At 59.8% G+C, this 25514-nt stretch carries 26 protein-coding genes; 11 read left to right on the top strand and 15 right to left on the bottom strand.

All coding sequences use genetic code 11. The features are described 5' to 3' along the window. Positions 1-34: 34 nt before the first annotated feature. Both ubiB and ubiE read right to left on the bottom strand, forming a co-directional pair. Positions 35-1609 (bottom strand): 2-polyprenylphenol 6-hydroxylase, encoded by a 1575-nt coding sequence (gene ubiB / locus AC1DM5_RS14440; RefSeq protein WP_477819116.1) that lies wholly within the window; start codon positions 1607-1609, stop codon positions 35-37. A 5-nt stretch (positions 1610-1614) separates the two neighbouring features. Continuing rightward, on the bottom strand, positions 1615-2391 hold the full coding sequence (ubiE, locus tag AC1DM5_RS14435) for a bifunctional demethylmenaquinone methyltransferase/2-methoxy-6-polyprenyl-1,4-benzoquinol methylase UbiE (RefSeq protein WP_477819115.1): 777 nt from the start codon (positions 2389-2391) through the stop codon (positions 1615-1617). 152 nt (positions 2392-2543) lie between these two features. On the opposite strand from ubiE, the gene mutM reads away from it, so the two are divergent. The 5 genes from mutM (at position 2544) to AC1DM5_RS14410 (ending at position 8319) form a co-directional block, all read left to right on the top strand. After that, positions 2544-3434: a bifunctional DNA-formamidopyrimidine glycosylase/DNA-(apurinic or apyrimidinic site) lyase gene (gene mutM, locus AC1DM5_RS14430; protein ID WP_477819114.1), complete on the top strand. Its 891-nt coding sequence runs from the start codon at positions 2544-2546 to the stop codon at positions 3432-3434. Positions 3435-3443: 9 nt separating this feature from the next. After that, the gene (locus AC1DM5_RS14425) at positions 3444-4217 is read left to right on the top strand and encodes an enoyl-CoA hydratase (RefSeq protein ID WP_477819113.1); all 774 of its coding nucleotides are present in this window, start codon (positions 3444-3446) and stop codon (positions 4215-4217) included. A 194-nt stretch (positions 4218-4411) separates the two neighbouring features. Then, positions 4412-4690, top strand: a complete 279-nt coding sequence (rpsT, locus tag AC1DM5_RS14420) for a 30S ribosomal protein S20 (protein WP_113324735.1) — start codon at positions 4412-4414, stop codon at positions 4688-4690. 859 nt (positions 4691-5549) lie between these two features. Then, a complete protein-coding gene (dnaA, locus tag AC1DM5_RS14415; protein WP_477819112.1) occupies positions 5550-7103 on the top strand; it encodes a chromosomal replication initiator protein DnaA in 1554 nt (517 codons plus the stop codon). A 133-nt stretch (positions 7104-7236) separates the two neighbouring features. Then, on the top strand, positions 7237-8319 hold the full coding sequence (locus AC1DM5_RS14410) for a saccharopine dehydrogenase family protein (RefSeq protein WP_113182158.1): 1083 nt from the start codon (positions 7237-7239) through the stop codon (positions 8317-8319). Positions 8320-8414: 95 nt separating this feature from the next. On the opposite strand, the gene gcvA is transcribed toward AC1DM5_RS14410, so the two are convergent. Then, positions 8415-9299 (bottom strand): transcriptional regulator GcvA, encoded by an 885-nt coding sequence (gene gcvA, locus AC1DM5_RS14405; RefSeq protein ID WP_477819111.1) that lies wholly within the window; start codon positions 9297-9299, stop codon positions 8415-8417. Positions 9300-9440: 141 nt separating this feature from the next. Here gcvA and AC1DM5_RS14400 point away from each other — a divergent pair, with 141 nt between their 5' ends. Further along, on the top strand, positions 9441-10361 hold the full coding sequence (locus tag AC1DM5_RS14400) for a DMT family transporter (protein ID WP_477819110.1): 921 nt from the start codon (positions 9441-9443) through the stop codon (positions 10359-10361). A gap of 105 nt (positions 10362-10466) precedes the next feature. Here the strand turns inward: AC1DM5_RS14400 and hemW are convergent, their stop codons facing one another. From hemW to rph, 4 genes are all read right to left on the bottom strand, one after another. Then, positions 10467-11663 carry a radical SAM family heme chaperone HemW gene (hemW, locus tag AC1DM5_RS14395; protein WP_477975158.1) on the bottom strand — a complete coding sequence of 399 codons (1197 nt, stop codon included), beginning with the start codon at positions 11661-11663 and terminating at the stop codon, positions 10467-10469. Positions 11664-11678: 15 nt separating this feature from the next. After that, positions 11679-12323: an RdgB/HAM1 family non-canonical purine NTP pyrophosphatase gene (gene rdgB / locus AC1DM5_RS14390; RefSeq protein ID WP_477819108.1), complete on the bottom strand. Its 645-nt coding sequence runs from the start codon at positions 12321-12323 to the stop codon at positions 11679-11681. 8 nt (positions 12324-12331) lie between these two features. After that, entirely contained in the window at positions 12332-12748 is a 417-nt protein-coding gene (locus AC1DM5_RS14385; RefSeq protein WP_477819107.1) for a VOC family protein, read from the bottom strand. Between the two features lie 72 nt (positions 12749-12820). Continuing rightward, positions 12821-13537: a ribonuclease PH gene (gene rph / locus AC1DM5_RS14380; protein WP_310379476.1), complete on the bottom strand. Its 717-nt coding sequence runs from the start codon at positions 13535-13537 to the stop codon at positions 12821-12823. A 177-nt stretch (positions 13538-13714) separates the two neighbouring features. Between rph and hrcA the strand changes: the two genes are divergently transcribed. Both hrcA and grpE read left to right on the top strand, forming a co-directional pair. After that, positions 13715-14803 (top strand): heat-inducible transcriptional repressor HrcA, encoded by a 1089-nt coding sequence (hrcA, locus tag AC1DM5_RS14375; protein ID WP_037070837.1) that lies wholly within the window; start codon positions 13715-13717, stop codon positions 14801-14803. A gap of 111 nt (positions 14804-14914) precedes the next feature. Then, entirely contained in the window at positions 14915-15550 is a 636-nt protein-coding gene (gene grpE / locus AC1DM5_RS14370; RefSeq protein ID WP_477819106.1) for a nucleotide exchange factor GrpE, read from the top strand. A gap of 71 nt (positions 15551-15621) precedes the next feature. On the opposite strand, the gene AC1DM5_RS14365 is transcribed toward grpE, so the two are convergent. Beyond that, positions 15622-16566, bottom strand: a complete 945-nt coding sequence (locus tag AC1DM5_RS14365) for a nucleoside hydrolase (RefSeq protein WP_477819105.1) — start codon at positions 16564-16566, stop codon at positions 15622-15624. Between the two features lie 282 nt (positions 16567-16848). Between AC1DM5_RS14365 and AC1DM5_RS14360 the strand changes: the two genes are divergently transcribed. From AC1DM5_RS14360 to AC1DM5_RS14350, 3 genes are all read left to right on the top strand, one after another. Beyond that, on the top strand, positions 16849-17274 hold the full coding sequence (locus tag AC1DM5_RS14360) for an Hsp20 family protein (protein ID WP_037100862.1): 426 nt from the start codon (positions 16849-16851) through the stop codon (positions 17272-17274). Positions 17275-17321: 47 nt separating this feature from the next. Next, a complete protein-coding gene (locus AC1DM5_RS14355; protein ID WP_007814896.1) occupies positions 17322-17579 on the top strand; it encodes a BQ00720 family protein in 258 nt (85 codons plus the stop codon). A 158-nt stretch (positions 17580-17737) separates the two neighbouring features. Next, a complete protein-coding gene (locus AC1DM5_RS14350) occupies positions 17738-18391 on the top strand; it encodes a carbon-nitrogen hydrolase family protein (RefSeq protein WP_477819104.1) in 654 nt (217 codons plus the stop codon). Positions 18392-18410: 19 nt separating this feature from the next. On the opposite strand, the gene trmB is transcribed toward AC1DM5_RS14350, so the two are convergent. From trmB to AC1DM5_RS14315, 7 genes are all read right to left on the bottom strand, one after another. Continuing rightward, positions 18411-19112, bottom strand: a complete 702-nt coding sequence (trmB, locus tag AC1DM5_RS14345) for a tRNA (guanine(46)-N(7))-methyltransferase TrmB (RefSeq protein ID WP_477819103.1) — start codon at positions 19110-19112, stop codon at positions 18411-18413. Continuing rightward, positions 19109-20362 (bottom strand): methionine adenosyltransferase, encoded by a 1254-nt coding sequence (gene metK, locus AC1DM5_RS14340; protein WP_477819102.1) that lies wholly within the window; start codon positions 20360-20362, stop codon positions 19109-19111. Before metK ends, trmB begins: the two co-directional genes overlap by 4 nt. A gap of 179 nt (positions 20363-20541) precedes the next feature. After that, the gene (locus AC1DM5_RS14335; RefSeq protein ID WP_007814904.1) at positions 20542-20961 is read right to left on the bottom strand and encodes a helix-turn-helix domain-containing protein; all 420 of its coding nucleotides are present in this window, start codon (positions 20959-20961) and stop codon (positions 20542-20544) included. 153 nt (positions 20962-21114) lie between these two features. Continuing rightward, entirely contained in the window at positions 21115-22719 is a 1605-nt protein-coding gene (gene lnt, locus AC1DM5_RS14330) for an apolipoprotein N-acyltransferase (protein ID WP_477819101.1), read from the bottom strand. A gap of 78 nt (positions 22720-22797) precedes the next feature. Further along, positions 22798-23934: a hemolysin family protein gene (locus AC1DM5_RS14325; RefSeq protein ID WP_477819100.1), complete on the bottom strand. Its 1137-nt coding sequence runs from the start codon at positions 23932-23934 to the stop codon at positions 22798-22800. Then, positions 23931-24446: an rRNA maturation RNase YbeY gene (gene ybeY, locus AC1DM5_RS14320; RefSeq protein WP_113323563.1), complete on the bottom strand. Its 516-nt coding sequence runs from the start codon at positions 24444-24446 to the stop codon at positions 23931-23933. Before ybeY ends, AC1DM5_RS14325 begins: the two co-directional genes overlap by 4 nt. Further along, the gene (locus AC1DM5_RS14315) at positions 24446-25498 is read right to left on the bottom strand and encodes a PhoH family protein (RefSeq protein WP_113323564.1); all 1053 of its coding nucleotides are present in this window, start codon (positions 25496-25498) and stop codon (positions 24446-24448) included. The genes ybeY and AC1DM5_RS14315 overlap by 1 nt, the downstream gene beginning before the upstream one ends. Between the last annotated feature and the right edge of the window lie 16 nt (positions 25499-25514).

Below are 25514 nucleotides of genomic sequence, written 5' to 3'. Positions count from 1 at the left end.
ATGCCGAACACATCATGCTTTTGTTGCTTCCCGATCAGCTCAGTATCCAGGCAATATAGAGAAGCGTGAGCGCAATGATCCAGAGGGCCGCTTTGGCCGAGCGGTTGTGGCGTGCTTCCGCCTTGCCGATGGCCTCGGCCGTCTGCTCATCGAAGCGCAATCCGTGTTCGCTCATATGCAGAAGCTGATGGTGGAATTTCTCTGTCTGGGCGGCGATTTCGGGCGCGGCTTCGGCGAGCTTCACGGCCGCCTTCAGCCCATCCTTGAGATCGGTGACGATGCGCTTGGGGCCGAGATTGTTCTTGATCCAGTCGCCGACGACAGGCTCGGATGCCTTCCACATGTTGAAGCGCGGATTGAGCATGCGCGAGACGCCTTCGACGACGACCATCGTCTTCTGCAGCATGACGAGCTCTGGCCGTGTCTGCATGTCGAAGAGTTCGGTGACCTCGAAAAGCAGCGTCAACAGCTTGCCCATCGAGATCGTCTCTGCCGGCTGGCCGTGGATCGGCTCGCCGATCGCCCGGATCGCCTGCGCAAAACTCTCGACATTGTGGTGACCGGGCACATAGCCCGCCTCAAAATGCACCTCCGCCACCCGGATATAGTCGCGGGTGATGAAGCCGTAGAGGATTTCGGCAAGGAAGCGGCGCTCCTTCTTCCCGAGACGCCCGACAATGCCCATGTCGACAGCGACGATCATGCCGTCGGAATCGACGAAGAGGTTGCCCGGATGCATGTCGGCATGGAAAAAGCCGTCGCGCAGCGTATGGCGCAGGAATGACTGGATCAGCGTGTCCGCAAGCCGATTGAGATCGTGGCCGGCAGCCGGCAGCCCTTCGACATCGGACATTTTGACGCCGTCGATCCACTCCATGGTGATGACGTCGCGGCCGGTGCGTTCCCAGTCCACCTTCGGCACGCGGAAGCCTGGATCCTTTTCGGTATTCTCGGCAATCTCAGAAAGGGCAGCCGCCTCAAGGCGCAGGTCCATCTCTACCTTGGTGGTCTGTTCCAGCGTTTTCGTCACCTCGACCGGCCGCAGGCGTCGGCTGGCCGGCATGAAGCGTTCCTGCATATGGGCGACGAGATACATCGCCTCGATATCGTGGGCAAACCGCGCCCGGACACCTGGCCGCACGACCTTTACGGCGACCTTCTTGAGTCCCGCCGGCGTATCGACCTCGGCCGGATGCACCTGCGCAATGGAGGCCGCTGCAATCGGATCGCCGAAGCTCGCGTAGAGATCAGTGATCGATCGCCCGAGCGAGCCTTCGATATTGGCCTTGGCGGCTGCTGCCGGGAAAAAGGCCATCCGGTCCTGAAGCTGTGACAGGTCGTCGGCGAACTCGACGCCGACCACATCGGGGCGCGTCGCAAGGAACTGGCCAATCTTCACATAGGATGGACCGAGCCGCTCGACGGCCTGTGCCAGCCGGTCGCTGCGCTTCTGATACTTGCTGCGATTGCGCGCAAACATGCCGACAAAGGATTTTGCCAGGCTCACGGATGGCGGCAAGCCTTCCGAAGGCAGCGCCGAAATGACGCCTTCACGCACCAGAATCCAGCCGACCCTTACGAGCCTGAAATATGCCCCGAAAGCACTCATGCGGATCAGAGCTTCCAGCCGGAATGCAGCGCTGCGATGCCGCCGGTATAGCTGGTATAGGTCACGCGCGAGAAGCCGGCCGTGCGGATCATCGCCGCGAAATTCTCCTGGTTCGGGAACTTGCGGATCGATTCCACGAGATACTGGTAAGGTTCGGCATCACCGGTGATCGCCTTACCGAACTTCGGAATGGCATTGAACGACCAGGCGTCATAGACCTTGTCGAGAAGTGGCAGTTCCACTTCCGAAAATTCGAGCACCAACAGACGGCCGCCGCGTTTCAAGACGCGATAGGCTTCGGAGAGCGCCACTTCGATCCGCGGCACGTTGCGGATGCCGAAGGCGATCGTATAGGCATCGAAGCTGTTTGCCTCGAAAGGAAGGTCCTCGGCATTAGCTTCCACGAAAGTAAGGTTGTCCGAAAGCTTCTTCTTTTCCGCCCGCTCGGCGCCGACGCCAAGCATCGAACCGTTGATGTCGAGCACGGTCGCATGTGCCTGGCGGTTCGAGGCTTCAACGATGCGGAAGGCGATGTCGCCGGTGCCACCGGCCACGTCGAGCACCTTATAGCCGGGCTCCTTGCGCGGGTTCAGCGCCGCGATCATCGCATCCTTCCAGGCGCGATGCATGCCCATGGACATGACGTCGTTCATGATGTCGTAGCGCTTGGCGACCTTGTGGAAGACCTCGTTGACGAGGCCCTGCTTCTCACCGGTCGGCACCTCGCGGAAGCCGTAGGATGTTTCCATGCCGCCATCGGCGGAGGTCCGGCTGTCTGACATCAAGTTACTCCGTTCGCATCAAGAATTCGCGCGGCGACCATAGCGAAAGCGTAGCTGCGGCGCTATCTGTGGACCACGGTCCGCCCGCGGCACGTTGGCGCTATAGCGCACATCGCGGGCGGTTGAAACACGTTAGATATAGATGGGTTAAGATGCCGGAATTGCCAGAAGTCGAAACGGTGAAGCGCGGGCTCACGCCGGCAATGGAAGGTGCGCGCATCGAAAGGCTGGAGTTGCGCCGCGGCGACCTGCGGTTTCCATTTCCGCAGGATTTCGAAAGCCAGGTTTCCGGCCGCAAGATCATCGGCCTCGGACGGCGCGCCAAGTACCTGCTCATTGATCTCGACAGCGGCAAGACGATCATTTCCCATCTCGGCATGTCCGGCTCCTTTCGGATCGAGCAGGGGCCGCTGACGGCCACGCCGGGCGATTTTCACCACGAGCGCTCCAAGGACGAGAAGCACGATCACGCCATCTTCCATCTGGATGGCGAGGGCGGCCCGCGCCGCGTTATCTACAATGACCCGCGCCGCTTCGGCTTCATGGATATTGCCGATCGTTCCAAGCTCGATGCGAACCCTTTCCTGTTCGGCCTGGGGCCGGAGCCCACCGGCAACGAACTGTCAGCCGCCTATCTGGCCGAGCGTTTCGCCGGCAAGGCCCAGCCACTAAAGAGCGCGCTCCTGGACCAGAAGACCATCGCCGGGCTCGGCAATATATATGTCTGCGAGGCATTGTGGCGGGCGCATCTGTCGCCCGTGCGCGCTGCCGGCACGCTGGTGACGAAGACGGGCAAGCCGAAGGAGGCGCTGAACCTGCTTGTGACCTCCATCCGCGATGTCATCGCCGATGCGATCGCCGCCGGCGGATCGTCGCTGCGCGACCATATCCAGACGGATGGCTCGCTCGGCTACTTCCAGCACTCCTTTTCCGTCTATGATCGCGAAGGTCTTGCTTGCCGCACGCCGGGCTGTGGCGGTACGGTCTCGCGCATCGTGCAGGCTGGCCGTTCCACCTTTTATTGCGCCACCTGCCAGAAATAGGAGAGCGCCATGGCCTATGAAACTCTTGTTGTCGAAACCCGCGGCAATGTCGGCCTGATCACACTGAACCGGCCGCAGGCGCTGAACGCCTTGAATTCGACCGTGCTGAAGGAATTGAAATTGGCCTATGCGGCCTTTCATGCGGATGAGGTGATCGGCGCGATCGTGCTGACCGGCTCGGAGCGCGCCTTTGCCGCCGGCGCCGATATCAAGGAAATGCAGCCGCTCGATTTCGCCGAAGTCTATAAGAGCGATTTCATCAGCGGCTGGGACGAGATTGCCAAGGCCCGCAAGCCGATCATCGCCGCCGTCAGCGGCTTTGCGCTCGGTGGTGGGTGCGAGCTTGCCATGCTCTGTGACTTCATCATTGCTTCCGAGACTGCAAAGTTCGGCCAGCCGGAGATCACACTCGGCGTCATTCCTGGCATCGGCGGCTCGCAGCGCCTGACGCGGGCGGTTGGCAAGGCCAAGGCGATGGACCTAATCCTGACCGGCCGGATGATGGATGCGGCGGAAGCCGAGCGCGCGGGACTCGTTTCACGTGTGGTGGCGCCAGAGCGGCTTCTGGACGAAGCGATGGAGGCCGCTACCAAGATCGCATCGCTGTCCCACCCCTCGGTGCTAATGGCCAAGGAGGCGGTAAGCCGCGCCTTCGAGACGACGCTGGAAGAGGGCCTGCGTTTCGAGCGCCGTCTGTTCCAGAGCCTCTTTGCGACCGAGGACCAGAAAGAGGGTATGGCCGCCTTCATCGAGAAGCGTAAACCGGCCTTCAAGAACAGGTGAGCGGGCGGCGGCGGGAAAGGGGCCTTTCCTTGAAAATGCGCGTTGACGTGGCGCGGCTTTAGCGTTATATGCCCGCCCACGGTTCGGAAAGCCGCTCAGGTTTTCCGCTAATGCTCCCGCATTGCTGAATTGAGTGGCCGCAGGGCCAGCGCGGCAATGGCGGAGTTTTGTTCGAATTCTTGAGAGAGGCATCCATGGCCAATACAACTTCGGCGAAAAAGGCGACCCGCAAGATCGCACGCCGCACCGCAGTCAACAAGGCTCGCCGTTCGCGCGTTCGTACCTACGTTCGCCAGGTCGAAGAGGCACTCGCCGCTGGCGATGCCGCCAAGGCAAAGGAAGCCTTCATCGCCGCTGAGCCCGAGCTGGCGCGCGCCGCAAGCAAGGGCGTCGTGCATGCCAACACGGCATCCCGCAAGGTCTCGCGCCTCGCTGCTCGTGTGAAGGCTCTTTCGGCTTCTGCGAACGCCTAAATATCTCATTAACGAATTGCTCGTTATGATTAGCCCGGTAATTTTACCGGGCTTTTTCGATTCCGCCGTCCGCCGTGGGTATGGTTAATCCGGCGACGATTTCGTGTCAGAGGCATGACAGGAAAAATTCTTTTAAAACAATGGCTTACGCAAGGATCTTTTTAAGGCTTGCGACTCTGGTCACGCAACCCGTGGCCTCAAATGAGTCAAGAAGATTTTTTCTTTTTTCTTTTTATGCGTGTCCAAAATAACCCGGTCGGGGAATCTCCTTGATTCAAAAGCGATTCTTTTTTGACGTTGGTGTGACGCCCTAAAGGCCCCGCCGGAGTCAATGGCCGCGTCTTAATTTTGCGTAAAATTCATCGTTGATCTTGCCTTTTGATCCTGCCTAAATGGCGTCCAGCAAAGGGCGCGGACATCACCTGCAGAAGTCAGTCCAAACTGCCAAGTCGGCAGGAAGATGGTTCTGTGTCACTTGCAGCGGAGCGGACAGCTTCCGTTTTCTCACGCACTCGACGGCATTGTACCGTGACGTGGCTGTCACGGGACGGGACGTTTTGTGCGCTCCGCGGCCACACGTTTTGCGTGAGGCCGGGAGAAGGGCAGGGGAAAGTGTAGCATTGCGTTCGGGCTTGCGGGCGAAAACGAGGATCGGCCGCCAGCCTGACATAGAGTCTTTGAGACGGTTGTCGCATGACCGCGACCACCGAAGGGTTTCTGTGTCAGTCCCAAAAGGGACAGTGTTTGAGTGAACCGGCATGCGAGAGCGGCTCATGAAGATGCCGCCGGCTTTGTCAAAGCGGGGAATGATCGGGCGGCTGTCAACGAATGACCGCCCGAGGAAATGAAAGGCGGCATTATGCAGATGAATTCGATGACGACGGGTGCACTGGATAACGGGGAAGCTGCACAGCAGTCTTTCGGTTCCATTCACCTGAACGCAACGGAAGAAAAGGGCGAGATGAAGCATGGTGTTCTCTTCGACCGCGTCAGCGCGCGTCTGAAGGCACAAGTTGGTCCTGACGTCTATGCAAGTTGGTTTGCACGGCTCAAGCTTCATTCGGTTTCCAAGAGTGTCGTCCGTCTCACCGTTCCCACGACCTTTCTGAAGTCGTGGATCAACAACCGGTATCTCGATCTCATTGTCGGCCTGTTCCAGGCTGAAGACCCCGAAATCCTGAAAGTCGAGATCCTTGTGCGCACGGCAACGCGCGCCGGCACGAAGGCGCTGGACGACGCAGTCTCCGTCGAGACGGTCACCCAGCCCACCCAGCTTCGCCGCCCGGCATCTGCCCAGCCGGCGGGGCATATCGTCCAGCAGGCTGTTTCGGCCGCCGCTGCGGCACGCCCGGCAAGTGTCGGTTCGCCGCTCTTTGGCTCGCCGCTGGATTCCCGCTTCACCTTCGACACTTTCGTTGAGGGCAGCTCCAACCGTGTGGCGCTCGCCGCCGCAAAGACCATTGCGGAAGCAGGTCAGGGCGCCGTGCGCTTCAACCCGCTCTTCGTCCATGCGACCGTCGGCCTCGGCAAGACCCATCTGCTGCAGGCGATCGCCAATGCCGCGGTGCAGAACCCGCGCGGCCTGCGCGTCGTCTATCTGACGGCCGAATACTTCATGTGGCGTTTTGCGACCGCAATCCGCGACAATGATGCACTGACGCTGAAGGACTCGCTGCGTAACATCGACCTTCTGATCATCGACGACATGCAGTTCCTGCAGGGCAAGATGATCCAGCACGAGTTCTGCCACCTGCTGAACATGCTGCTCGACAGCGCCAAGCAGGTTGTCGTCGCCGGCGACCGAGCGCCGTGGGAGCTGGAATCGCTTGATCCACGCGTCCGTTCGCGTCTGCAGGGTGGTGTTGCGATCGAACTCGATGGTCCCGACTACGAGATGCGTCTCGAAATCCTGAATCGTCGCCTTGCGGTTGCCCGTCTGGAAGATCCATCACTGGAAATCTCGACCGATCTGCTGCAGCATGTTGCCCGCAACATCACGGCAAGCGGCCGCGAGCTGGAAGGCGCCTTCAACCAGTTGATCTTCCGCCGCTCCTTCGAGCCGAACCTGTCGATCGAGCGCGTGGATGAGCTTCTGGCCCATCTCGTCGGTTCCGGCGAGCCGCGCCGTGTGCGTATCGAGGATATCCAGCGTATCGTCGCGCGTCACTACAACGTCTCGCGACAGGAACTGGTCTCGAACCGCCGCACGCGTGTCATCGTCAAGCCGCGCCAGATCGCCATGTATCTGGCGAAGACATTGACGCCGCGCTCCTTCCCGGAGATCGGACGCCGCTTCGGTGGACGCGATCACACAACGGTTCTGCATGCCGTGCGCAAGATCGAGGAACTGATCTCGGGAGACACGAAGCTGTCGCATGAGATCGAGCTTTTGAAGCGCCTCATCAACGAATAAGCGGTGCGCAGGCACCGCGTTTCAACAGCCGGGAGCAATCCCGGCTGTTTTCTTTTATAAGCTTTTTATTCTATACAGCCCCCACGTGAGAAAAATGCGCCGGTGAAGAACGTCGGCGTTCGGGAGGACATCAATGAGTTTTGAACGGATTGCCGTGATCGGCCTCGGCAAGGTCGGACGGCTGGCGGCGACGCTTTTGCATGAGGGCGGCTTCGAGGTCATCGGCGTCGATGCACAACTGCCCGTGGGCGACCTGCCCTTCAAATGCCGGGCAGGCGATATCACCGATACCTCCGTCATCGGCGAGTTGCTGTCGAGCGTCGAGGCGGTCCTGTCCTGCCTGCCCTATCATTTGAATATCGAGTTGGCGCGGGCCGCCCATCTCGCCGGCATCCATTATTTCGATCTGACCGAGGATGTGCCGACCACCAATTTCATCATCGAGCTTTCCAAGACCGCCCGCGGGCTGATGGCGCCGCAATGCGGTCTGGCGCCTGGCTTCGTCGGCATCGTCGGTGCAAGCCTTGCCGATGGTTTTGACCGCTGCCGCTCGATCCGCATGCGCGTCGGCGCTCTGCCGCAGCATCCGACCGGGCTTCTGGGCTATGCCTTCAACTGGTCGCCGGAAGGTGTGGTCAATGAATATCTGAACGATTGCGAGGTCATCGAGGGTGGGGTTCGTAAACTCGTCTCGCCGATGGAATGGCACGAGACGATCTATGTCGGCGGCGTCAAGCTGGAGGCCTTCACGACCTCGGGCGGCCTCGGCACCATGTGCGACACCATGCTCGGCAAGGTCGATAATCTCGATTACAAGACGATGCGTTATCCCGGCCACATGGAGCTGATGAATTTCTTCTTCCATGAGCTTCTGATGCGTGACAAACGCCAGCTCGCCGGCGAGATCCTGACCAACGCCAAGCCGCCGGTCGATGATGACGTCGTCTATGTGCATGTCGCGGCCGAAGGCACGATCAACGGCTCCTTGCGCCGGAAGGAGTTTGTCCGCGCCTATTATCCGATCGAGATTGCCGGCGCCCGGCGTACGGCAATCGCCTGGACGACATCGGCCTCGGTGGTTGCCGTCATCGAAATGGTCCGGGACGGCCTGCTGCCGGCCAATGGCTTCCTGCATCAGGAGCACATTCCGCTGGACATGTTCCTGAAGACACCGACGGGCAGCCTGTTCAAGGCGGGTGCTACGAGCAGGGATTAGCGCAATTCCAGCAAAAGTGTGCGGCGGTTTTGCGTCCGGAATTGAGCAACACAGAGATAGAGCATTTCCGAATTTCGAAGAAAAACGGAAATGCTCTAAGCTTTTGCCTCCGAAAGCAGCCAGCGCCGGAAGGCCGCGACCGCCGGCCGTTCCAGCGCTGTGCCCGGATAGACGAGATGGTAGGCAAGCTTGCTTGTCAGCCCCAGCGGAAACGGAGCGACAAGCCGGCCTTCGGCAAGTTCCTTCTCAATGAAGGAACGGCGCATCAGCGCCACGCCGAAACCTGATTTCATCGCCTCGAAGGCGCCGTTGCCATCACTGAAGATCGGGCCACGGGAGGCGTCCACCTTGGTGGCGCCCGCTGCGGCCAGCCAGAGCTGCCAGTCGCGGCGGTAGACGTCATGGATGAGCTGATATCCTGCGAGCAGATCGGGCGAAGGATCGGCGCCAAGGGTCGCCGCAAGCGCAGGCGTGCAGATCGGCACCAGTTCGTCATCCACCAGCCGCTCGCTGATCAATCCCTCATAACCGCCAAGCCCGTGGCGGATGGCGAGATCGATCCCGTCGCGCTCGAAATCGAACATGCGATGGGAGGCGCTAATGCGCACATCGATATCAGGATGCATGTCCTCGAACCGCTGAAGCCGTGGCAGTAGCCAGTGCGTTGCAAAACCTGCCGTACAGGTGAGCGTCAGCGCATTGCCGCGCCGCCGTGCGGTCAGCGATGCCGTCGCCTCGCGTACGAGTTGGAAGGCGGTGCGCAGCGTCGCGAAATAGTCCCGGCCTTCCGCCGTCAGCAGAATCTGCCGGGTTCGCCGCTCGAACAGCGACACGCCAAGCGAGGCTTCGAGATCGCGGATCTGCAGGCTGACGGCGCCAGGCGTGACGTGCAACTCGTGCGCCGCCTGCGTCATGCTCAGATGACGCGCCGTCGCCTCAAAGGCGCGCAGGGCCGACAGTGAGGGCAGAGGATCGATCATGCTTTAGCTCAACTCAATCATGCAGACAGAAATGCTCGTTTGTCAGATGCAGGGAATACTAATAAAAACTGATACATCTGGCAAATCGATACGGGTGAGCCGGAAAGAACACTTTAGCAAAAATCGACAAAGGAGATTGTTATGTCCATTCAGAAGTCCATGGGAGCTGCAGAATGGACCATGCTGATCGTGCTGTCGCTTCTCTGGGGCGGCTCCTTCTTCTTCAACGGCATTCTCGTAAAGGCGCTGCCACCTTTCACCATCGTGACCGGGCGCGTGCTGCTTGCCGCTATCGCACTCAATCTGATCGTGCGCGCCATGGGCCACACCATGCCGCGCGACAGGCAGAGCTGGATCGCTTTCTTCGGCATGGGGCTCCTGAACAATATGATTCCCTTCTGCCTGATTGTCTGGGGTCAGACACATATTGCGAGCGGCCTCGCCTCGATCCTCAACGCCACGACGCCGCTCTTTGCCGTGGTCGTTGCCCATGTGCTGACTGTGGATGAAAAGCTGACGGCAAACCGTCTCTTCGGCGTGATCGTCGGTTTTGCCGGCGTGGCCTATATGATCGGTTTTGACGCCTTGAAGGATCTCGGATCGAACGTGCTTGCCCAGCTCGCGATCCTCGGTGCGGCCTTCTCCTATTCGCTGGCCGGCATCTGGGGACGGCGGTTCCGCCGGATGGGCCTTGCGCCGCTCATTCCGGCGGCCGGGCAGGTCACTGCTTCCACCGTGCTGATGCTGCCGATTGCGCTGATTGCTGACCAGCCCTGGACGCTCGCCATGCCCTCTGCCGAAACTTGGCTGGCGCTATCAGGCCTTGCGATCCTCTCGACTGCCGTGGCCTATGTGCTCTTCTTTCGCATCCTGGCGACGGCGGGCGCTACGAATCTGATGCTTGTGACCTTTCTGATCCCCGTCAGCGCGATCCTGCTCGGCGCCGCAGCACTCGGCGAGCAGCTGCAGTTCAAGCATCTGATCGGCATGGCCTTGATCGCGGTCGGCCTTGCGGCGATCGATGGAAGACTCGTTAATTTGAGAAAGAGGCGCGCTGCTTGACGCGGCTTAGAACATTCCAGCAATAGTGTGCTGCGGTTTTGTGCCCGGAACTGCGTAAAAACAGAGATAGAGCATTCCCGTGTTTCGAAGAATAACGGGAATGCTTTAGCAGGCGAGGTCCGCAACGACGGAATCGAGGATCAGCATGCCTGACGGAGTGCAGCGCAGCCGCGAATTGCCGATCCGTTCGATGAAGCGGTGTTCCAGTAAAAACTCTTCGCGTTTCGGATCGAGATCGCGGCCGGAAAGCTGCTGCCATCGGGCAAGATCGACGCCTTCCTTCAGGCGCAGTCCCATCAGCAGCAATTCATCGGCCTGCTCGTCGAAACCCAGGCGCTCTTGCTCGATGAGACCGTGCCCGTCGCGTTCGACGAGGTCCAGCCAGGCTTCCGGCTTGCGCTCCGTAGCGGTTGCGATCTTTTCTGGCCCGCGCGTCAGGCGCCCATGCGCGCCAGGGCCGATGCCGGCATAATCGCCATAGCGCCAGTAGGTGAGGTTGTGGCGGCTCTCGGCGCCGGGCCGGGCATGGTTGGATACCTCATAAGCCGGCAATCCTTCACGCTCGGTGATTTCCTGCGTGGCCTCATAGAGTGCGGCGGACTGGTCCCCATCGGGCACGATCAGCTTTCCGGCCTTGTGGAGGCCGTAGAAGGGCGTGCCTTCCTCGATGGTAAGCTGGTAGAGCGAAAGGTGATCGACTGCATAGGAGATCGCTTCTTTCAGTTCGCGCTCCCATTCCTCCACCGTCTGGTTCGGCCTGGCATAGATCAGATCGAAGGACATGCGCGGGAAGATGTCGCGCGCCAGCCTGATCGCCTTCAGCGCGTCGGCAACGTCATGCAGTCGTCCGAGGAATTTGAGATCGCGATCGTTCAGCGCCTGCACACCGAGCGAGACGCGGTTGACACCAGCGGCGCGGTAGCCGCGGAAGCGTTCGGCTTCAACGCTTGAGGGGTTGGCCTCCATCGTGATCTCGATACCGTCGGGCACATGCCAGTGTCGAGAAATGCCGTTCATGATCGCGTCCACCGTTTCCGGCTTCATCAACGAGGGTGTGCCGCCGCCGAGGAAGACGCTGGTCACCGTCTTCGGCCCGCTCATCTGGCGGGCCGTGGCGATCTCCTTCAGGAAAGCGGCGACATAACGCTCCTGATCGACCGGCTGATGGCGGACATGGCTGTTGAAATCGCAATAGGGACACTTCGCCGCACAAAAAGGCCAATGCACATAGATCCCGAACCCGGGTTCGCCGGTATCGGGCAGAAGCTTTGCGTCGGGTATCAGCGCAGGCGACTCGATCATGTTCTAAGCTTGGCCTTATGCTTCCAGGCAGGTTTCGACAAAAAGCTTGAAGGCGCGGGCGCGGTGCGACAGCGCCTGCGGCTTGCCGATATTCCAGCCATGCTTTTCCTCCGCACTCATCTCGCCGAAGGTCACATCATAGCCTTCTGGCTGGAAGACTGGATCATAGCCGAAACCCTGCGTTCCACGCGGCGGCCAGGCAACGGTGCCTTCCACTTCGCCGCGGAAAAGCTCCGTGTGGCCATCCGGCCAGGCAAGGCAGAGCACGCTGACGAAACGCGCGGTGCGCTGCTCCGGCTTCGTGGCGCCTGCCTTTTCCAGTGCCTTCTCGACCTTTTCCATGGCCATGTTGAAATCACGGGGGCCGTTGCCTGTCTCCGCCCAGTCGGCCGTGTAGACGCCGGGATCACCGCCGAGTGCATCGACGACGAGGCCGGAATCGTCAGAAAGCGCGGGCATGCCAGAGGCCTTGGCCGAGGCGAGCGCCTTGATCGTGGCATTTTCCTCGAAGGTCGTCCCGGTTTCCTTGGGCTCGATGAAATTGAGCTCGGCAGCCGATTTGGCGGTGAAGCCAAGCGGCCCGATCAGATCCTGGATTTCGCGGATCTTGCCCTGATTATGGCTGGCGACGACAATAGTTTTGGTTTCAAGCTTACGCATAAATATCCTTACCCCATGCCCCAGATTTTCGCTTCCGCGCATTCCAGGCTATTGCCATCAGGATCGCGGAAATAAATCGATCGGCCGCCCTGCGGCCAGTGAACCTCGGATTCGATACCGATGCCGGCAGCTTTCAGCTTCTCCGCCATCGCATCGAGATTATCTCCCGAAACCCTGAAGCAGGCATGGCCTTTTCCGATGGTGCCATGTGGCGGAACCTGCAGGCTGTCAGGTGCCGGTGGCTTCACCGTTTCCTCCGGGTTGAAAATCAGGAGCACGCCCTGTCCGCACCGGAAGAATACATGGCGGTTGCCCGAACGTGCGATCTTCTCAAGGCCCAGCACAGTCCCGTAAAAGCCTTCGGCCGCATCGAGATCGGTTGCGTAGAGCGCGGTCTCAAGAATGCCTTCGATGGGTTGCGCCATTGCCCGCCCCTTGTCCGGCCTTGCCCCCGGGAGCAGGGACAAGGAAATTCACTAGCGAGGCTTGAATAGGCCTCAGGCGATCGCCTGCTTCTGCAGATCCACCAGTTCGGCAATGCCTGCTTTGGCAAGGCCCATCAGCGAGGAGAATTCTTCCTCGGTGAAAGGCGTGCCTTCTGCCGTGCCTTGAATCTCCACAATGCCGCCGGCGCCCGTCATGACGAAATTGGCATCGGTCTCGGCCGAGGAATCCTCGAGATAGTCGAGGTCGATCACCGGCTGGTTGGCGAAGATGCCGCAGGAGATCGCCGCGACATGATCCTTCAGCACGCGGTCGGCCTTGATCATGTTGCGGGTTTCCATCCAGCGCAGGCAATCGTAAAGCGCAATCCAGCCACCGGTGATCGAGGCAGTGCGCGTGCCGCCATCCGCCTGGATGACATCGCAGTCGAGCGTGATCTGGCGTTCGCCGAGCGCGGTCAGATCGACCACGGCACGCAGCGAGCGGCCGATGAGGCGCTGGATTTCCTGCGTGCGGCCGCCCTGCTTGCCGGCAGCAGCTTCGCGCTTCATGCGCTCGCCGGTTGCGCGCGGCAGCATGCCATACTCGGCCGTGACCCAGCCCTTGCCTGTGTTGCGCAGCCACGGCGGCGTCTTGTCTTCGAGGCTTGCCGTGCAGAGCACGTGTGTGTCGCCGAACTTTACCAGGCAGGAACCTTCCGCATGCTTGGAAAAATTGCGCTCGAAGGAGACCTTGCGCATCTGGTCTGTTTTTCTGCCTGAGGGCCGCATTCTCTTCTCCTGAAACATGATGCCGAAAAGGGTAAGCGCTTCTCGGGCAATGTCTGCATGCATCGTATCGTCGCCCGCTTCTACGATTGGCTGCGTGCATTTGCAAATTCCCTTTTGCCACGGGGGGCAGATTGGCTATATTTCCCTGACATCATTCAATGCGGGTGCGAAAAGTTCATGAGCTACAGGTCGACATCAATTTCGGATGCCGTGGCTGCTCTGGATGAACGATCGAAGGAAATTTTCCGGCGCATCGTCGAAGGCTACCTGGAGCATGGCGAGCCCTTGGGCTCCCGCAATCTTTCGCGCCTTCTGCCCATGTCTCTGTCGCCTGCCTCCGTTCGCAATGTCATGAGCGATCTGGAAGAGCTCGGGCTTATCTATTCTCCGCATGTCAGCGCCGGCCGCCTGCCGACCCAGATCGGCCTGCGCTTCTTCGTCGATGCCTTCATGCAGGTCGGCGATCTCTCCGTCGAGGAGCGTGCCAGCATCGACCGCCAGGTCCGGGCCGGAAGCCGCGACAATCCGGTGGAATCGATGATGAACGAGGCAAGCCGCATGCTCTCGGGCATTTCGCGTGGCGCTGGCCTCGTCATAACGTCCAAGAGCGACCCGGTTTTGAAGCATGTCGAGTTCATCCGCCTGGAGCCTACCAAGGCGCTGGCCGTGCTCGTCGGCGATCATGATCAGATAGAAAACCGCATCATCGAGCTGCCTGCGGGCGTTACCTCCTCGCAGCTCACCGAAGCCGCCAATTTTCTCAACGCGCACATGACCGGCCAGACGCTGCCGGAATTGCGCCTGCAATTGAGCCGGCTGAAAGATGAAGTTCGCCACGAGCTCGACGCGTTGTCGCGAGATCTCGTGGAGCGCGGCATTGCCGTATGGGCAGGCAGCTCGGACGAGACCAAGCCTGCACAGCTCATCATCCGCGGCCGCGCAAACCTGCTGGAAGGCGTGGGCGGGGCGGAAGACCTCGACCGGCTGCGCCTTCTCTTCGATGACCTCGAGAAGAAGGACAGCTTGATCGAACTCCTGAACCTTGCCGAAAGCGGGCCGGGCGTGCGCATTTTCATCGGTTCGGAAAACAAGCTCTTCTCACTTTCCGGCTCCTCGCTCATTGTGGCGCCTTATCGCGATGACGACGACCGCATCGTCGGCGCGGTCGGCGTGATCGGTCCCACGCGGCTCAATTATTCCCGCATCGTGCCGATGGTGGACTATACGGCCCAGCTCGTGTCGCGCCTTTCACGCGGATCTCTCTGATCCCTTGCGCGAAACCGGCGGAATTTTAGCTTCTTCGTCACGCAGACTTGATTTTTTCCGGCCAAACATCGATATCGGGCGCATCTGAGAATACACGAACCGGAGACCGTCATGACTGATGAAACGACGAAGAACGGACCTGACGCGGCTGCGGCGGAAGCCACAGCCGACGCCGCCGCAAACGTCGAGAATGAAGCCGTGAAGGAAGCAGTTGCAGGCGAACCGGATGCGCTTGAGCTTCTGAAGGCCGAGAATACCGAATTGCGCGACCGCTATCTGCGGCTTGCCGCTGAAATGGATAATCTGCGGCGCCGTACAGAGCGCGAAGTCAAGGACGCCAAGTCCTATTCCGTCGCAGGCTTCGCCCGCGACATGCTGGCCGTCTCGGACAATCTGCGCCGTGCGATCGACGCCATTCCGCCCGAGGTCAGGGCTGCTGCCGACGCCGGCCTGATGACGCTGATCGAAGGTGTCGAGATGACCGAGCGTTCCATGCTCTCGGCTCTCGAGCGCCACGGCGTTCGTAAGCTGGAGCCGGTCGGCCAGAAGTTCGATCCGAACTTCCATCAGGCGATGTTCGAAGTGCCGAATACCGAAGTGCCGAACAATACGGTCGTACAGGTCGTACAGGCCGGTTTCTCCATCGGTGAGCGCGTGCTGCGCCCGGCCATGGTCGGCGTCGCCAAGGGTGGTCCGAAACTCGTGGAAGCCGAGGCCAACTCGGTTCTGGACGAGAAGGACGCCTAAGACAAAGGACGTCTGACAATTAAGAAAGGCCGCGCGAGCGGCCTTTTTGGCTCCTGTCTAATCTTGGCGGATCATATCCGCGCAAAGCGCTCGATCAGCAGATCGAAAAAGCCGTCGGCATCGACGTAGCGCATGACCTTCGCATTGCGCTTGCGCTCGGTCACATGCCACCAGTCGACAACGGTCATGCCGACGGTCAGCTCCGACGCTACCTCGATCTCGACATTGCAGTCCCGGCCCTTGAAGAGCTCAGGCTTCAGAAGGTAGGCGACCGTCGTCGGGTCGTGAAGCGGGCCGCCATCCGAGCCATATTTTTCGATGTCGAAGCGCTCGAAGAATTCCAGCATCTCCACCATCGCCTTGGCGGGCGCCGTGCCGATTTCGGCCATGCGCTTGACGCGGTCCTTCCGAGTCAAAAGCTGATGCGTCACGTCGAGCGGCATCATGACGACGGGCACGCCTGAGCGGAACACGATATCGGCGGCTTCCGGATCGACATAGATGTTGAATTCAGCAGCCGGCGTGATGTTGCCGCCTTCAAAGAAGCCACCGCCCATCATCACAAGTTCGTGGATACGCGGCACGATGTCAGGCGCTTTCTGGAAGGCCAGGCCGATATTGGTCAGCGGTCCGAGCGTGCAGAGCGTGACGGTGCCTTCCGGCTCGCGTCGCAGCGTTTCGATGATGAAGTCGACGGAATGCTGCGCCTGCAGCGGCATCGTCGGCTCAGGAAGGGTAGGGCCGTCGAGACCCGTCTTGCCATGCACGTGCTCGGCGGTGACGAGCTTGCGGGCGATCGGCCGGTCGGCGCCGGCAAAGACCTTGATATCAGTCCGCTCGCAAAGCTCGCAGATGATGCGCGCATTGCGGCTTGTCAGCGACAGCGGCACGTTACCGGCGACAGTGGTGATGCCCAACACGTCAAGCTCTTCGGGGCTGCCGAAGGCCAGCATGATCGCGGCAGCATCGTCCTGGCCGGGATCGGTGTCGATAATGATTTTTCTCGGTTCTGCCATCCGGGTAGTTCCATCCTCTGGTGCGCGTCGCTCTAGCATGCACCTTTTCATTGTCTTCACGCTCCCGTCGCAAATCAACACAGTGCACCGGGGCATGTTTTGATGCGGGGCACTGCGTCCTTTGTCAAGGAAGCGGTCCTACGAAGCTTTACCATAAAATATGGGAGGCCTGGCCGGCGGCCATCATGCCTTGCAGCGGGCAACCGTCGTTCCCATATTAGCGGTACCCGGATGCTGCATGTTGAGGTCCGGAGAGGTCGCTTGCGTCAAGGACTTTGGAAGATGAGCCGTATCACCCCTTTCGCCAGCCCGCTGCTTCTGGGCTTCGATGCCATGGAAAAGACGCTCGAGCGGATTTCCAAGGCGAGCGATGGTTATCCACCCTATAATATCGAACGCATCGCCGCAGGCCACGACGCGCCTGAGCGGCTTCGCATCACGCTTGCAGTGGCCGGTTTCAGCGAAGAAGAGCTCGATGTGTCGACCGAGGAAAACCAGCTTCTGATCCGTGGCCGGCAGATCGATCAGGGCGAGCGCGATTATCTCTATCGTGGCATTGCGGCGAGACAGTTCCAGCGGACCTTCGTTCTCGCGGATGGCATGCAGGTCTTAGGCGCAAGCCTCAAGAACGGTCTGCTCTCGGTGGATCTAATTCGCCCGGAACCGGCGCGCATGGTCAAGAAAATTAACATTTCGGTTTCACAGTAGCACAACGGTTTGTTGAACCGTTGGTCCCTTCTCTCGGAGGAACAGGAATGTTGATGAAAGAAGCTACGTCGCGTCTGACCAAGTCCGAACTTGCCGGCATCGGCAATGGCGAGGTCGCCTATATCCGCAAAATACGCAATGAAGAGGTTGCCAAGTGCTTCCCCGAGGCGCCGGATATCGATCCAAGCGTTGATCTCTGGGCATTGTTCGGCGCTGATGGTACACCGATCCTGCTGACGGATAACCGCTCTAGCACCTTCTTCAAGGCTGCCGAAGACGAGCTGAAAACAGTCAGCCTGCATTGATCACGACCGGACTGCCGCAAGGCTGGCCGTTAGAATGCATGTGTGAAGAATGATAATGGGCGATGCGAGGGACTCATGCTAGTCCCTTGCCCATGCGTATAGCCGCCTTCCAGCGTTTTCCCATTTTCGACGACGCGGAGGCCGCGGCCGATGCGATATTGAGCGATTTGCTCTGGGCCGATGCGCATGGCGTCGATCTTGCCCTCTTTTCCGAATCCTATCTCCAGGGACATAGCTACCGGCAGAGCCTGGTTGAGGGCCGTGCGCTATCGCTCGACAGTGCGGCATTCCTTTCGATCCTTGAAAAGCTCGCGCCGACAAGGGCAACCGCCATCGTCGGCTGTTTCGAACGCCGTGGCGAAGCGGTCTTCAACAGTGCCGTAGTGATCGAAGCCGGCGTGCTGCGTGGCACCTATGCCAAGGCCTATCCCATCGAGAGCGGCTGTGCTCCGGGAACCGACTTCCCTGTCTGGAGCCGCGCCGGCCGCACCTTCGGCATCAATATCTGTAACGACACCAACTATCCCGATGCCGCTGACAGGCTCGTTGCGCAGGGCGCGGATCTGATCTGCTGCCCGATCAATATGGTGCTGCGGCCCATCAAGGCCGAGATCTGGCGCGAGGAATCACTGGAGCATATGCGCTCCTGCGCGCGGCGGACCAAGCGCTGGTACATGTGTTGCGACGCCGTCGGTGAAAACCCGGACGGCTGGTTTGGCTATGGCTGCACAGCCATCATCGCGCCCGACGGCTCTGTCATAGGCCAAGCCGTCGAAGGCGTCGAGGATGTCGTGATGGCTGATCTGCCCTGAAAGCTCACACCTAAGTAGGTCAGACACGCTTGAAGGTGAGATAGGCCGAGGAGCGGCCTTCGCGGCGGGCCTTGGCTTCGTAGCGGGTGCTCGGCCAGCCCTCATAGGGCGTCAGCCAGTCGGCGGCATTCTGCGCTATCCATTCGAAGCCGCCATGATCGCGGCATTTCAGCAGCGTCCAGTTCACATAGGTGTCGATGTCTGAGGCGAAGCAGAACAGCCCGCCCGGCTTCAGCACCCGGTGAAAACGGTCGAGATTGGTCTTGGAGACGAAGCGACGCTTCCAGTGCTTCCGCTTCGGCCAGGGATCCGGATAGAGCAGGTCGATCTGATCGAGGCAATGATCGGGAAGCCAGTCGAGAAGCTGCGTCGCGTCGTCATTATAGACACGCACGTTGCGCGCACCCGTTTCGTCGACGCGTGCAAGCAGCTTCTGCATGGAGTTTACAAAAGGCTCGACGCCAATAAAGCCCGTCGAAGGCGTTTCCAGCGCGCGGTGGATGAGATGTTCTCCACCGCCGAAGCCGATCTCCAGCCGCATTTTCTCGACCGGATCAGGGAAAATGTTCTTCGGCGGCTCCGGGGGAGCCGCCGAAAGATCGATGATGAATGCCGGAAGCAGGGTAGCGAGCCGATCGGCCTGCTGTTCACGCAGGGCTTTTCCCTTGCGGCGACCGAAGAAGGCTTCGGTCGCCCGACCCCGGCGTTCCATATCCGTCATGCAGCAGCCTTGGTCTTGACGGAGTCCTTGAGCGCCTTCACGAGATCCGTGCGCTCCCAGGAGAACGAGCCGTCGCGGCCAGCCTTGCGGCCGAAATGGCCGTAGGCCGAAGTCTTGGCATAGATCGGCTTGTTGAGATCGAGATGACGGCGGATGCCTGACGGCGACAGGTCCATGTTCTGGCGGATCGCGGCTTCGACCTGATCCTCAGAAACACCCTTGCCTGTGCCATGCAGGTCGACATAGATCGACAGCGGCTGGGCAACGCCGATGGCGTAGGAGAGCTGGATCGTGCAACGGTCGGCAAGGCCGGCAGCTACGACGTTCTTGGCGAGGTAGCGGGCAGCATAGGCAGCCGAACGGTCGACCTTGGTCGTGTCCTTGCCGGAGAATGCGCCACCGCCGTGCGGAGCAGCACCGCCATAGGTGTCGACGATGATCTTGCGGCCAGTGAGGCCGGCGTCACCATCCGGGCCACCGATGACGAACTTGCCGGTGGGGTTGATGTACCACTTGCAATCGTCGGCGATCTTCAGGTCGCCGAGAGCTTCGCGGATATAGGGCTCGACGACGCTGCGAACCTTCTTTGAATCCCAACTATCGTCCAGATGCTGGGTGGAAAGAACGATCGAGGTGGCTTCAGCCGGCTTGCCGTCGACATAGCGTACGGTCACCTGGCTCTTGGCGTCGGGGCCGAGCTTGGCGACTTCGCCCTCGCCCTTCTTGCGGGCGACAGCAAGGAGCTGAAGGATCTTGTGGGAATAGTAGATCGGCGCCGGCATGAGATCAGGCGTTTCCTTGCAGGCGTAGCCGAACATGATGCCCTGGTCGCCGGCGCCCTCGTCACCCTGCTGGTCGGCGGCGCTGTCCACGCCCTGGGCGATGTCGGCCGACTGAGAATGCAGCAGCACATCGATCTTGGCCTTCTTCCAGTGGAAGCCGTCCTGCTCGTAACCGATGTCCTTGATAGCGCGACGAGCCGCAGCTTTGAACTTCGACGGGTTGATGACGTCGTTGCCGTCCTTGTCCTTCTTCATCAGGCTCGGCGGCAGGCGAACTTCACCGGCGATGACGACGCGGTTGGTCGTCGCGAGGGTTTCGCAGGCAATGCGCACGCCCCACGGATTGATGCCGGTCTTTGCCGCTTCGCGGTAGACCAGATCGACGATCTCGTCGGAGATGCGGTCACACACCTTGTCCGGGTGACCTTCGGCAACAGATTCGCTGGTAAAGAGATAGTTCGCGCGCATTCCGGGATTCCCCTCAAAGAACAAAAGCGGTCTAGTAGGTACTCACTTCGTGCCCCGATGACAAGCACAGAAGGACATAAATATATCTTTATATCTGCGGCGAAATGACAAATTTTGCCCCAAAAACGCAAAAAGGCGGCCTTTTGAGCCGCCTTAAGCTTTCCGAGCGTGGGGGACGCTCAGTCGGAGTCGGCTTCCGCCGCCAGTGCCTTCACCAGTTCGACGACTTTGCGACGAACCTTGGGATCGGTGATCTTCACAAATGCGCGGTTGAGCTGGAGACCTTCCGAAGAGGAGAGGAAATCGACGACGTAGTTCGAACTCGAGGCTTCCGACATGCCTGTCAAGGCACCGGAATGTTCGCCGGGAGCGTCTTCGAAGAAGAAGGAAACGGGAACGTTGAGGATGCTTGAAATGTTCTGGAGGCGGCTGGCACCAACGCGGTTGGTACCCTTCTCGTATTTCTGGATTTGCTGAAAGGTGATGCCGAGGCTTTCGCCGAGCTTCTCCTGGCTCATGCCTAACATAGTACGGCGAAGTCGAATGCGGCTACCGACATGGATGTCGATAGGATTCGGCTTCTTCTTATTTTCAATCATGGTCGTGCCCTAGCAAAGAAAAATTCAACTCTGTTCTAACCGGCATGCCCTGACCTCATTCCGTAACGCCACGTTGCAAGTCGCGATAACCCACCTTGAAGCATACGTTACTAACGCCGATTGCGACCACTATGCAATTTTAGGGGTTTTCGGTCAATTCAACCTGAAAATAAAACCCCTGCGTGAAATTAGCGCAATGATCATCAGTAACGTTTCAGTCAACCAGAAGTACGTTTGGCGGGGGTATGGGCTTCCCTTGTTTTTTCCGAATCCATCGAGAGTTGCATCAATAAAGCCCATTTCGTCCAATTTTAGACCTGAAACGATTTCGCCGCGCGCGTCTACAACCGCCGAAATTCCACTATTCGCATCGCGAATCAGCGGCAAACCGGTCTCAACCGCTCGTACGCGTGCCTGCTGAAAATGCTGGTAGGGACCCGGTGTTGAGCCGAACCAGCTGTCATTCGTGATGTTGAGAATGGCGTTCGCTTGGCCGATGTCGCCGGTCATTTCGTCCGGGAAGATGATCTCGTAGCAGACGAGCGGATAGAATTTCAGCCCGCTCGGAAGCTCGAGCAGATGACGGCTGGCGGCCGCCGAAAAACCGCCCGGCATCTCCACCACATTCTGGATGCCAAGTTCGTTGAGCATGTCCTCGAAGGGAAGATATTCGCCGAAGGGAACGAGATGCACCTTGTCGGAGGCGGCGACGATCTGCCCCCGCCCATCGATCACATAGATCGAATTATAATAGCGGGTGGGATAGCCGGGGCCGAGTTCTTCAGCGCGCACGGCGCCTGCGATCAGGATCTGGTCGTCGTCGAGCGTATCGGCAATCCGCGTCAGCGCATCCTTGTTGTCGGTGAGGATAAAGGGGATCGAGGTTTCCGGCCACACGATGATGTCAGGCCTCTTGCTGCCTTCCTTGGGAGGCTCAGTCGAAAGCTTGAGATGTGTCTCGAAGATCGCCTCGCGATCCGCATCATTGTCCATCTTGGCGGATTGATCGATTGCCGGCTGGACCAGGCGAATCACAGGCCGCTTGTCCTCGGGTAACGCCTCGGGCTTCGGCGTGAGATAGAGGATATAGGCGCCGTAACCGAGATGCGCCGCAAAGAGGATTGCCGCGAGGCTGATGCCGAGTTTCGCTCCCTGCCGCGTTCCGAGCAGGGCAGGGGCAGCAAAGACGAAGACCGAGAGAGCCGTCACCCCCATGGTACCGATCACATGCGCGGACTGCATCATGACAGGCATGGGCATCATGGCATAGCCGATGGTGTTCCACGGAAAACCGGTGAAGATGAAGCTGCGTACCCACTCAAGCAGGCCGAAGCTGGCAGCAAGTGCTGCAATCCGCCCCATGCCATCGGACCAGAAGATACGGGCAAGCGCTGCAGCCAAGCCGTAGAAGATGGCAAGGCAGGCCGGAAGGCCGAGGATCGCGAGCGGCAAAGCCCAGGCAAACTCCTCTGAATCGATCAGCAGCGCATGCCCAACCCACCAGAGCCCCGCAACGAAGTAACCGAAGCCGAACAGCCAGCCCGTGGCAAATGCCGGCCAGAGCCTGCCGGGAAGGCTGCTTTCAGGCGAGGCGGCCGCCCCGTCGATCAGCCAGACGAGTAGCGTGAAGGAAACGAACATCGCGGCGAAGAAGCCGATGGGAGGCAGCGCCAGGACGCCAAAGGCGCCTGCTGCGATCGCAAGCAATGACCGTTTGAAACCCCAGACGAGGATAATCCTGTCCGCAAGCCGCTCCATGCGCACCCCCATCAAAGCCGCGAATCAATCCAATCGCAGTCTTTCAAAAAAGCGCGCGCTTGTCGTCTTACGGAAAGGTCAGTTTGCGGTCGATTCCGCCGACCGATCATCGTTTCCGTCGCCGATGGGCGGCCCGTCACCATCCGCCTTGGCGCGGCGGCGGATTGCCTGGCGCTTGCGGGTGATGCGCACCCGCTTGATGCGGCGCGGATCGGCATCGAGGATGTGGAATTCGAAATCCGACAGGGCCTGGACGACTTCTCCGCGCACTGGGATGCGCCCCAGTGCCGAGAAGATCAGGCCTCCCAGCGTATCGACCTCATCAATCTGCTCGCTGATGTCGAAATCTGGACCGATGGCTTCGGCAATCTCCTCGAGCTCGACGCGCGCATCGGCAACGAAGACGTCCTCCGAAATGCGTTTGAACATGACTTCCTCATCGTCATGTTCGTCGTCGATATCGCCTATCACCATCTCCACAATATCTTCGTGCGAGGCGAGGCCGTCAGTGCCGCCATATTCGTCGATGACCAGCGCCATCTGTGTGCGGTTCACCTGCATGCGGCGCAGAAGATCGGATGCCAGCATGGAAGGCGGCACGAAGAGGATCTGTCTGATAATGCCGGTTTCGGCGAGCGTCTTCTGCAAGTCGACGCGCCCGAGATCGAAGTTCGGCTTGGCCGAGCGCGGCGCCTTCTGGATATTTTCCGGAGAGACCTCGATGGCGGGCGTGCCTGCCGCAGGCTTTGTACCGCTGCGGCGCTTGTTGCGTGCCTGCTTGGCGACGTAGGAAAGAAGATCGCGGATATGCACCATGCCGCGCGGGTCATCGAGCGTTTCGGCATAGACAGGCATGCGTGAACGGCCGCTTTCCTCGAAGAGGATCATCAGTTCGCCGATCGTGATGTTCTGGTCGACCGCCTCGATATCGGCGCGCGGCACCATCACGTCGGCAACGCGCACTTCGCGGAAGCGCAGGATATTGTGGAGCATCGCCCGCTCGTCGGGCGAAAAGGCATCGGCTGCAGCCGGGTCGGTCATCAGCGCGTCGGCGATGTCTTCACGCAGGCGCGAGCCTTGTTGCGGTCTTAAGATGCGCGCGGCGCGTGACCAGAAGGATTGCGGTCGGTGTCGACTACTGCCACCCTCATCGGAAGAGGAGGATTGCTCGGAGTCCCTGGCGTCTGACGCCGGCTTCGTTGAAAAGTCGCTCATGGTTCCATTTTAAGGTCTTGACCCTCGTAGGGGTCAGATAGGCCGAGTACTGCCAAAATGCGAGTCTCCAGCCCCTCCATAATTTCGGCTTCGTCATTATTCATATGGTCGTAGCCGAGCAGATGCAAGAAACCATGCACCATAAGATGGGTCAGATGATCATCAAAGCTCTTTTCGAGCTCTTGCGCCTCGCGCTCGACCGTTTCCAGGGCAATGATGATATCGCCGAGCATCGGACCGGGCATTTTGCCGGGTTTGACCGGAAAGGCCGGAAACGACAGCACGTTGGTCGGCTTGTCCTTGCCGCGCCATTCCGCATTGATGTCCTGGATGGACGCATCGTCGGTGAAGACGAGCGAAACTTCCGGCGGCATCTTCGGGAACGGTTGCTGTTCCTCTTCCCGCAGGTAAGTGACAGCCGCACCCAACACGCGTTCGCCAAGAGCATGCAATACATCTTCGGCGGGCCAGCCCGTGTCCTCGATGCTGATCTGTATGTCGAGCTCGGCCATCAGTCCTGCCGGCTGGCCTCTTCGTTTGCTGCGGTATAGGTCGCGTCATAGGCCTTGACGATGCGGCCGACGAGCGGATGGCGAACGACGTCGACATCCTTGAAGCGCACGATCGAAATACCCTCGACGTCGTTCAAGAGATGCAGCGCCTCTACAAGGCCGGATTTGACGCCACGCGGCAAGTCGATCTGGCTCGGGTCGCCGGTAATGATCATCCGCGAGTTCTCGCCAAGGCGCGTCAGGAACATCTTCATTTGCATCGCCGTGGTGTTCTGCGCCTCATCGAGGATGACGGCGGCATTGGCGAGCGTGCGTCCACGCATGAAGGCAAGCGGCGCGATTTCGATGACGCCGGCGGTAATCGCCCGTTCCACCTTATCGCCGGGCATCATGTCGTAGAGCGCGTCATAAAGCGGGCGCAGATAGGGATCGACTTTCTCCTTCATATCACCCGGCAGGAAGCCCAGGCGTTCGCCGGCTTCGACGGCCGGTCTCGAAAGGATGATCTTTTCGACCGCGCCACGCTCCAGAAGCTGGGCGGCATGAGCGACGGCGAGATAGGTCTTGCCGGTACCGGCCGGACCAACGCCGAACACCATCTCCGAACGCTCGAGCGCCCGCATATAGGCATCCTGTGTCGGCGTGCGCGCGATGATCGTCTTCTTGCGCGTCGAAATCTGCGCCATCGTCAATTTGGCTTTTTTCTCCATCGTCGGCAGCGTGAGCTGATCGTCGGCGGCAACCGCCATACGGATTGCGCCTTCCACGTCTGAACGCTCCACACTGCCGCCTTTCTGGAGTTTTTCATAGAGGTAATCGAGTGTGCGCCGCGCCTGATTGGTGGCCAGCACATCGCCGGTGATGACAACGGAATTGCCGCGCGCCCGCGCATCGATATGGAGCCGCTGTTCCAGCAGCTTGAGATTCTGATCGAACTGTCCGAAAAGTTCGCTGGCGAACCGATTGTTCTCGAACGTCAGGACGAAGTGATTGGCGTCGCTCGCAATGCGTGGGTGGCGCGGTGAAGTGGAAACCAATTCCTGTCCGTTCAAGCGGTCGAGCTCCTTG

The organism is Rhizobium sp. 01T437 (assembly GCF_056398505.1).
Note: the sequence above shows the minus strand (reverse complement) of the source record. Positions and strands in the feature narration are given on the sequence as shown.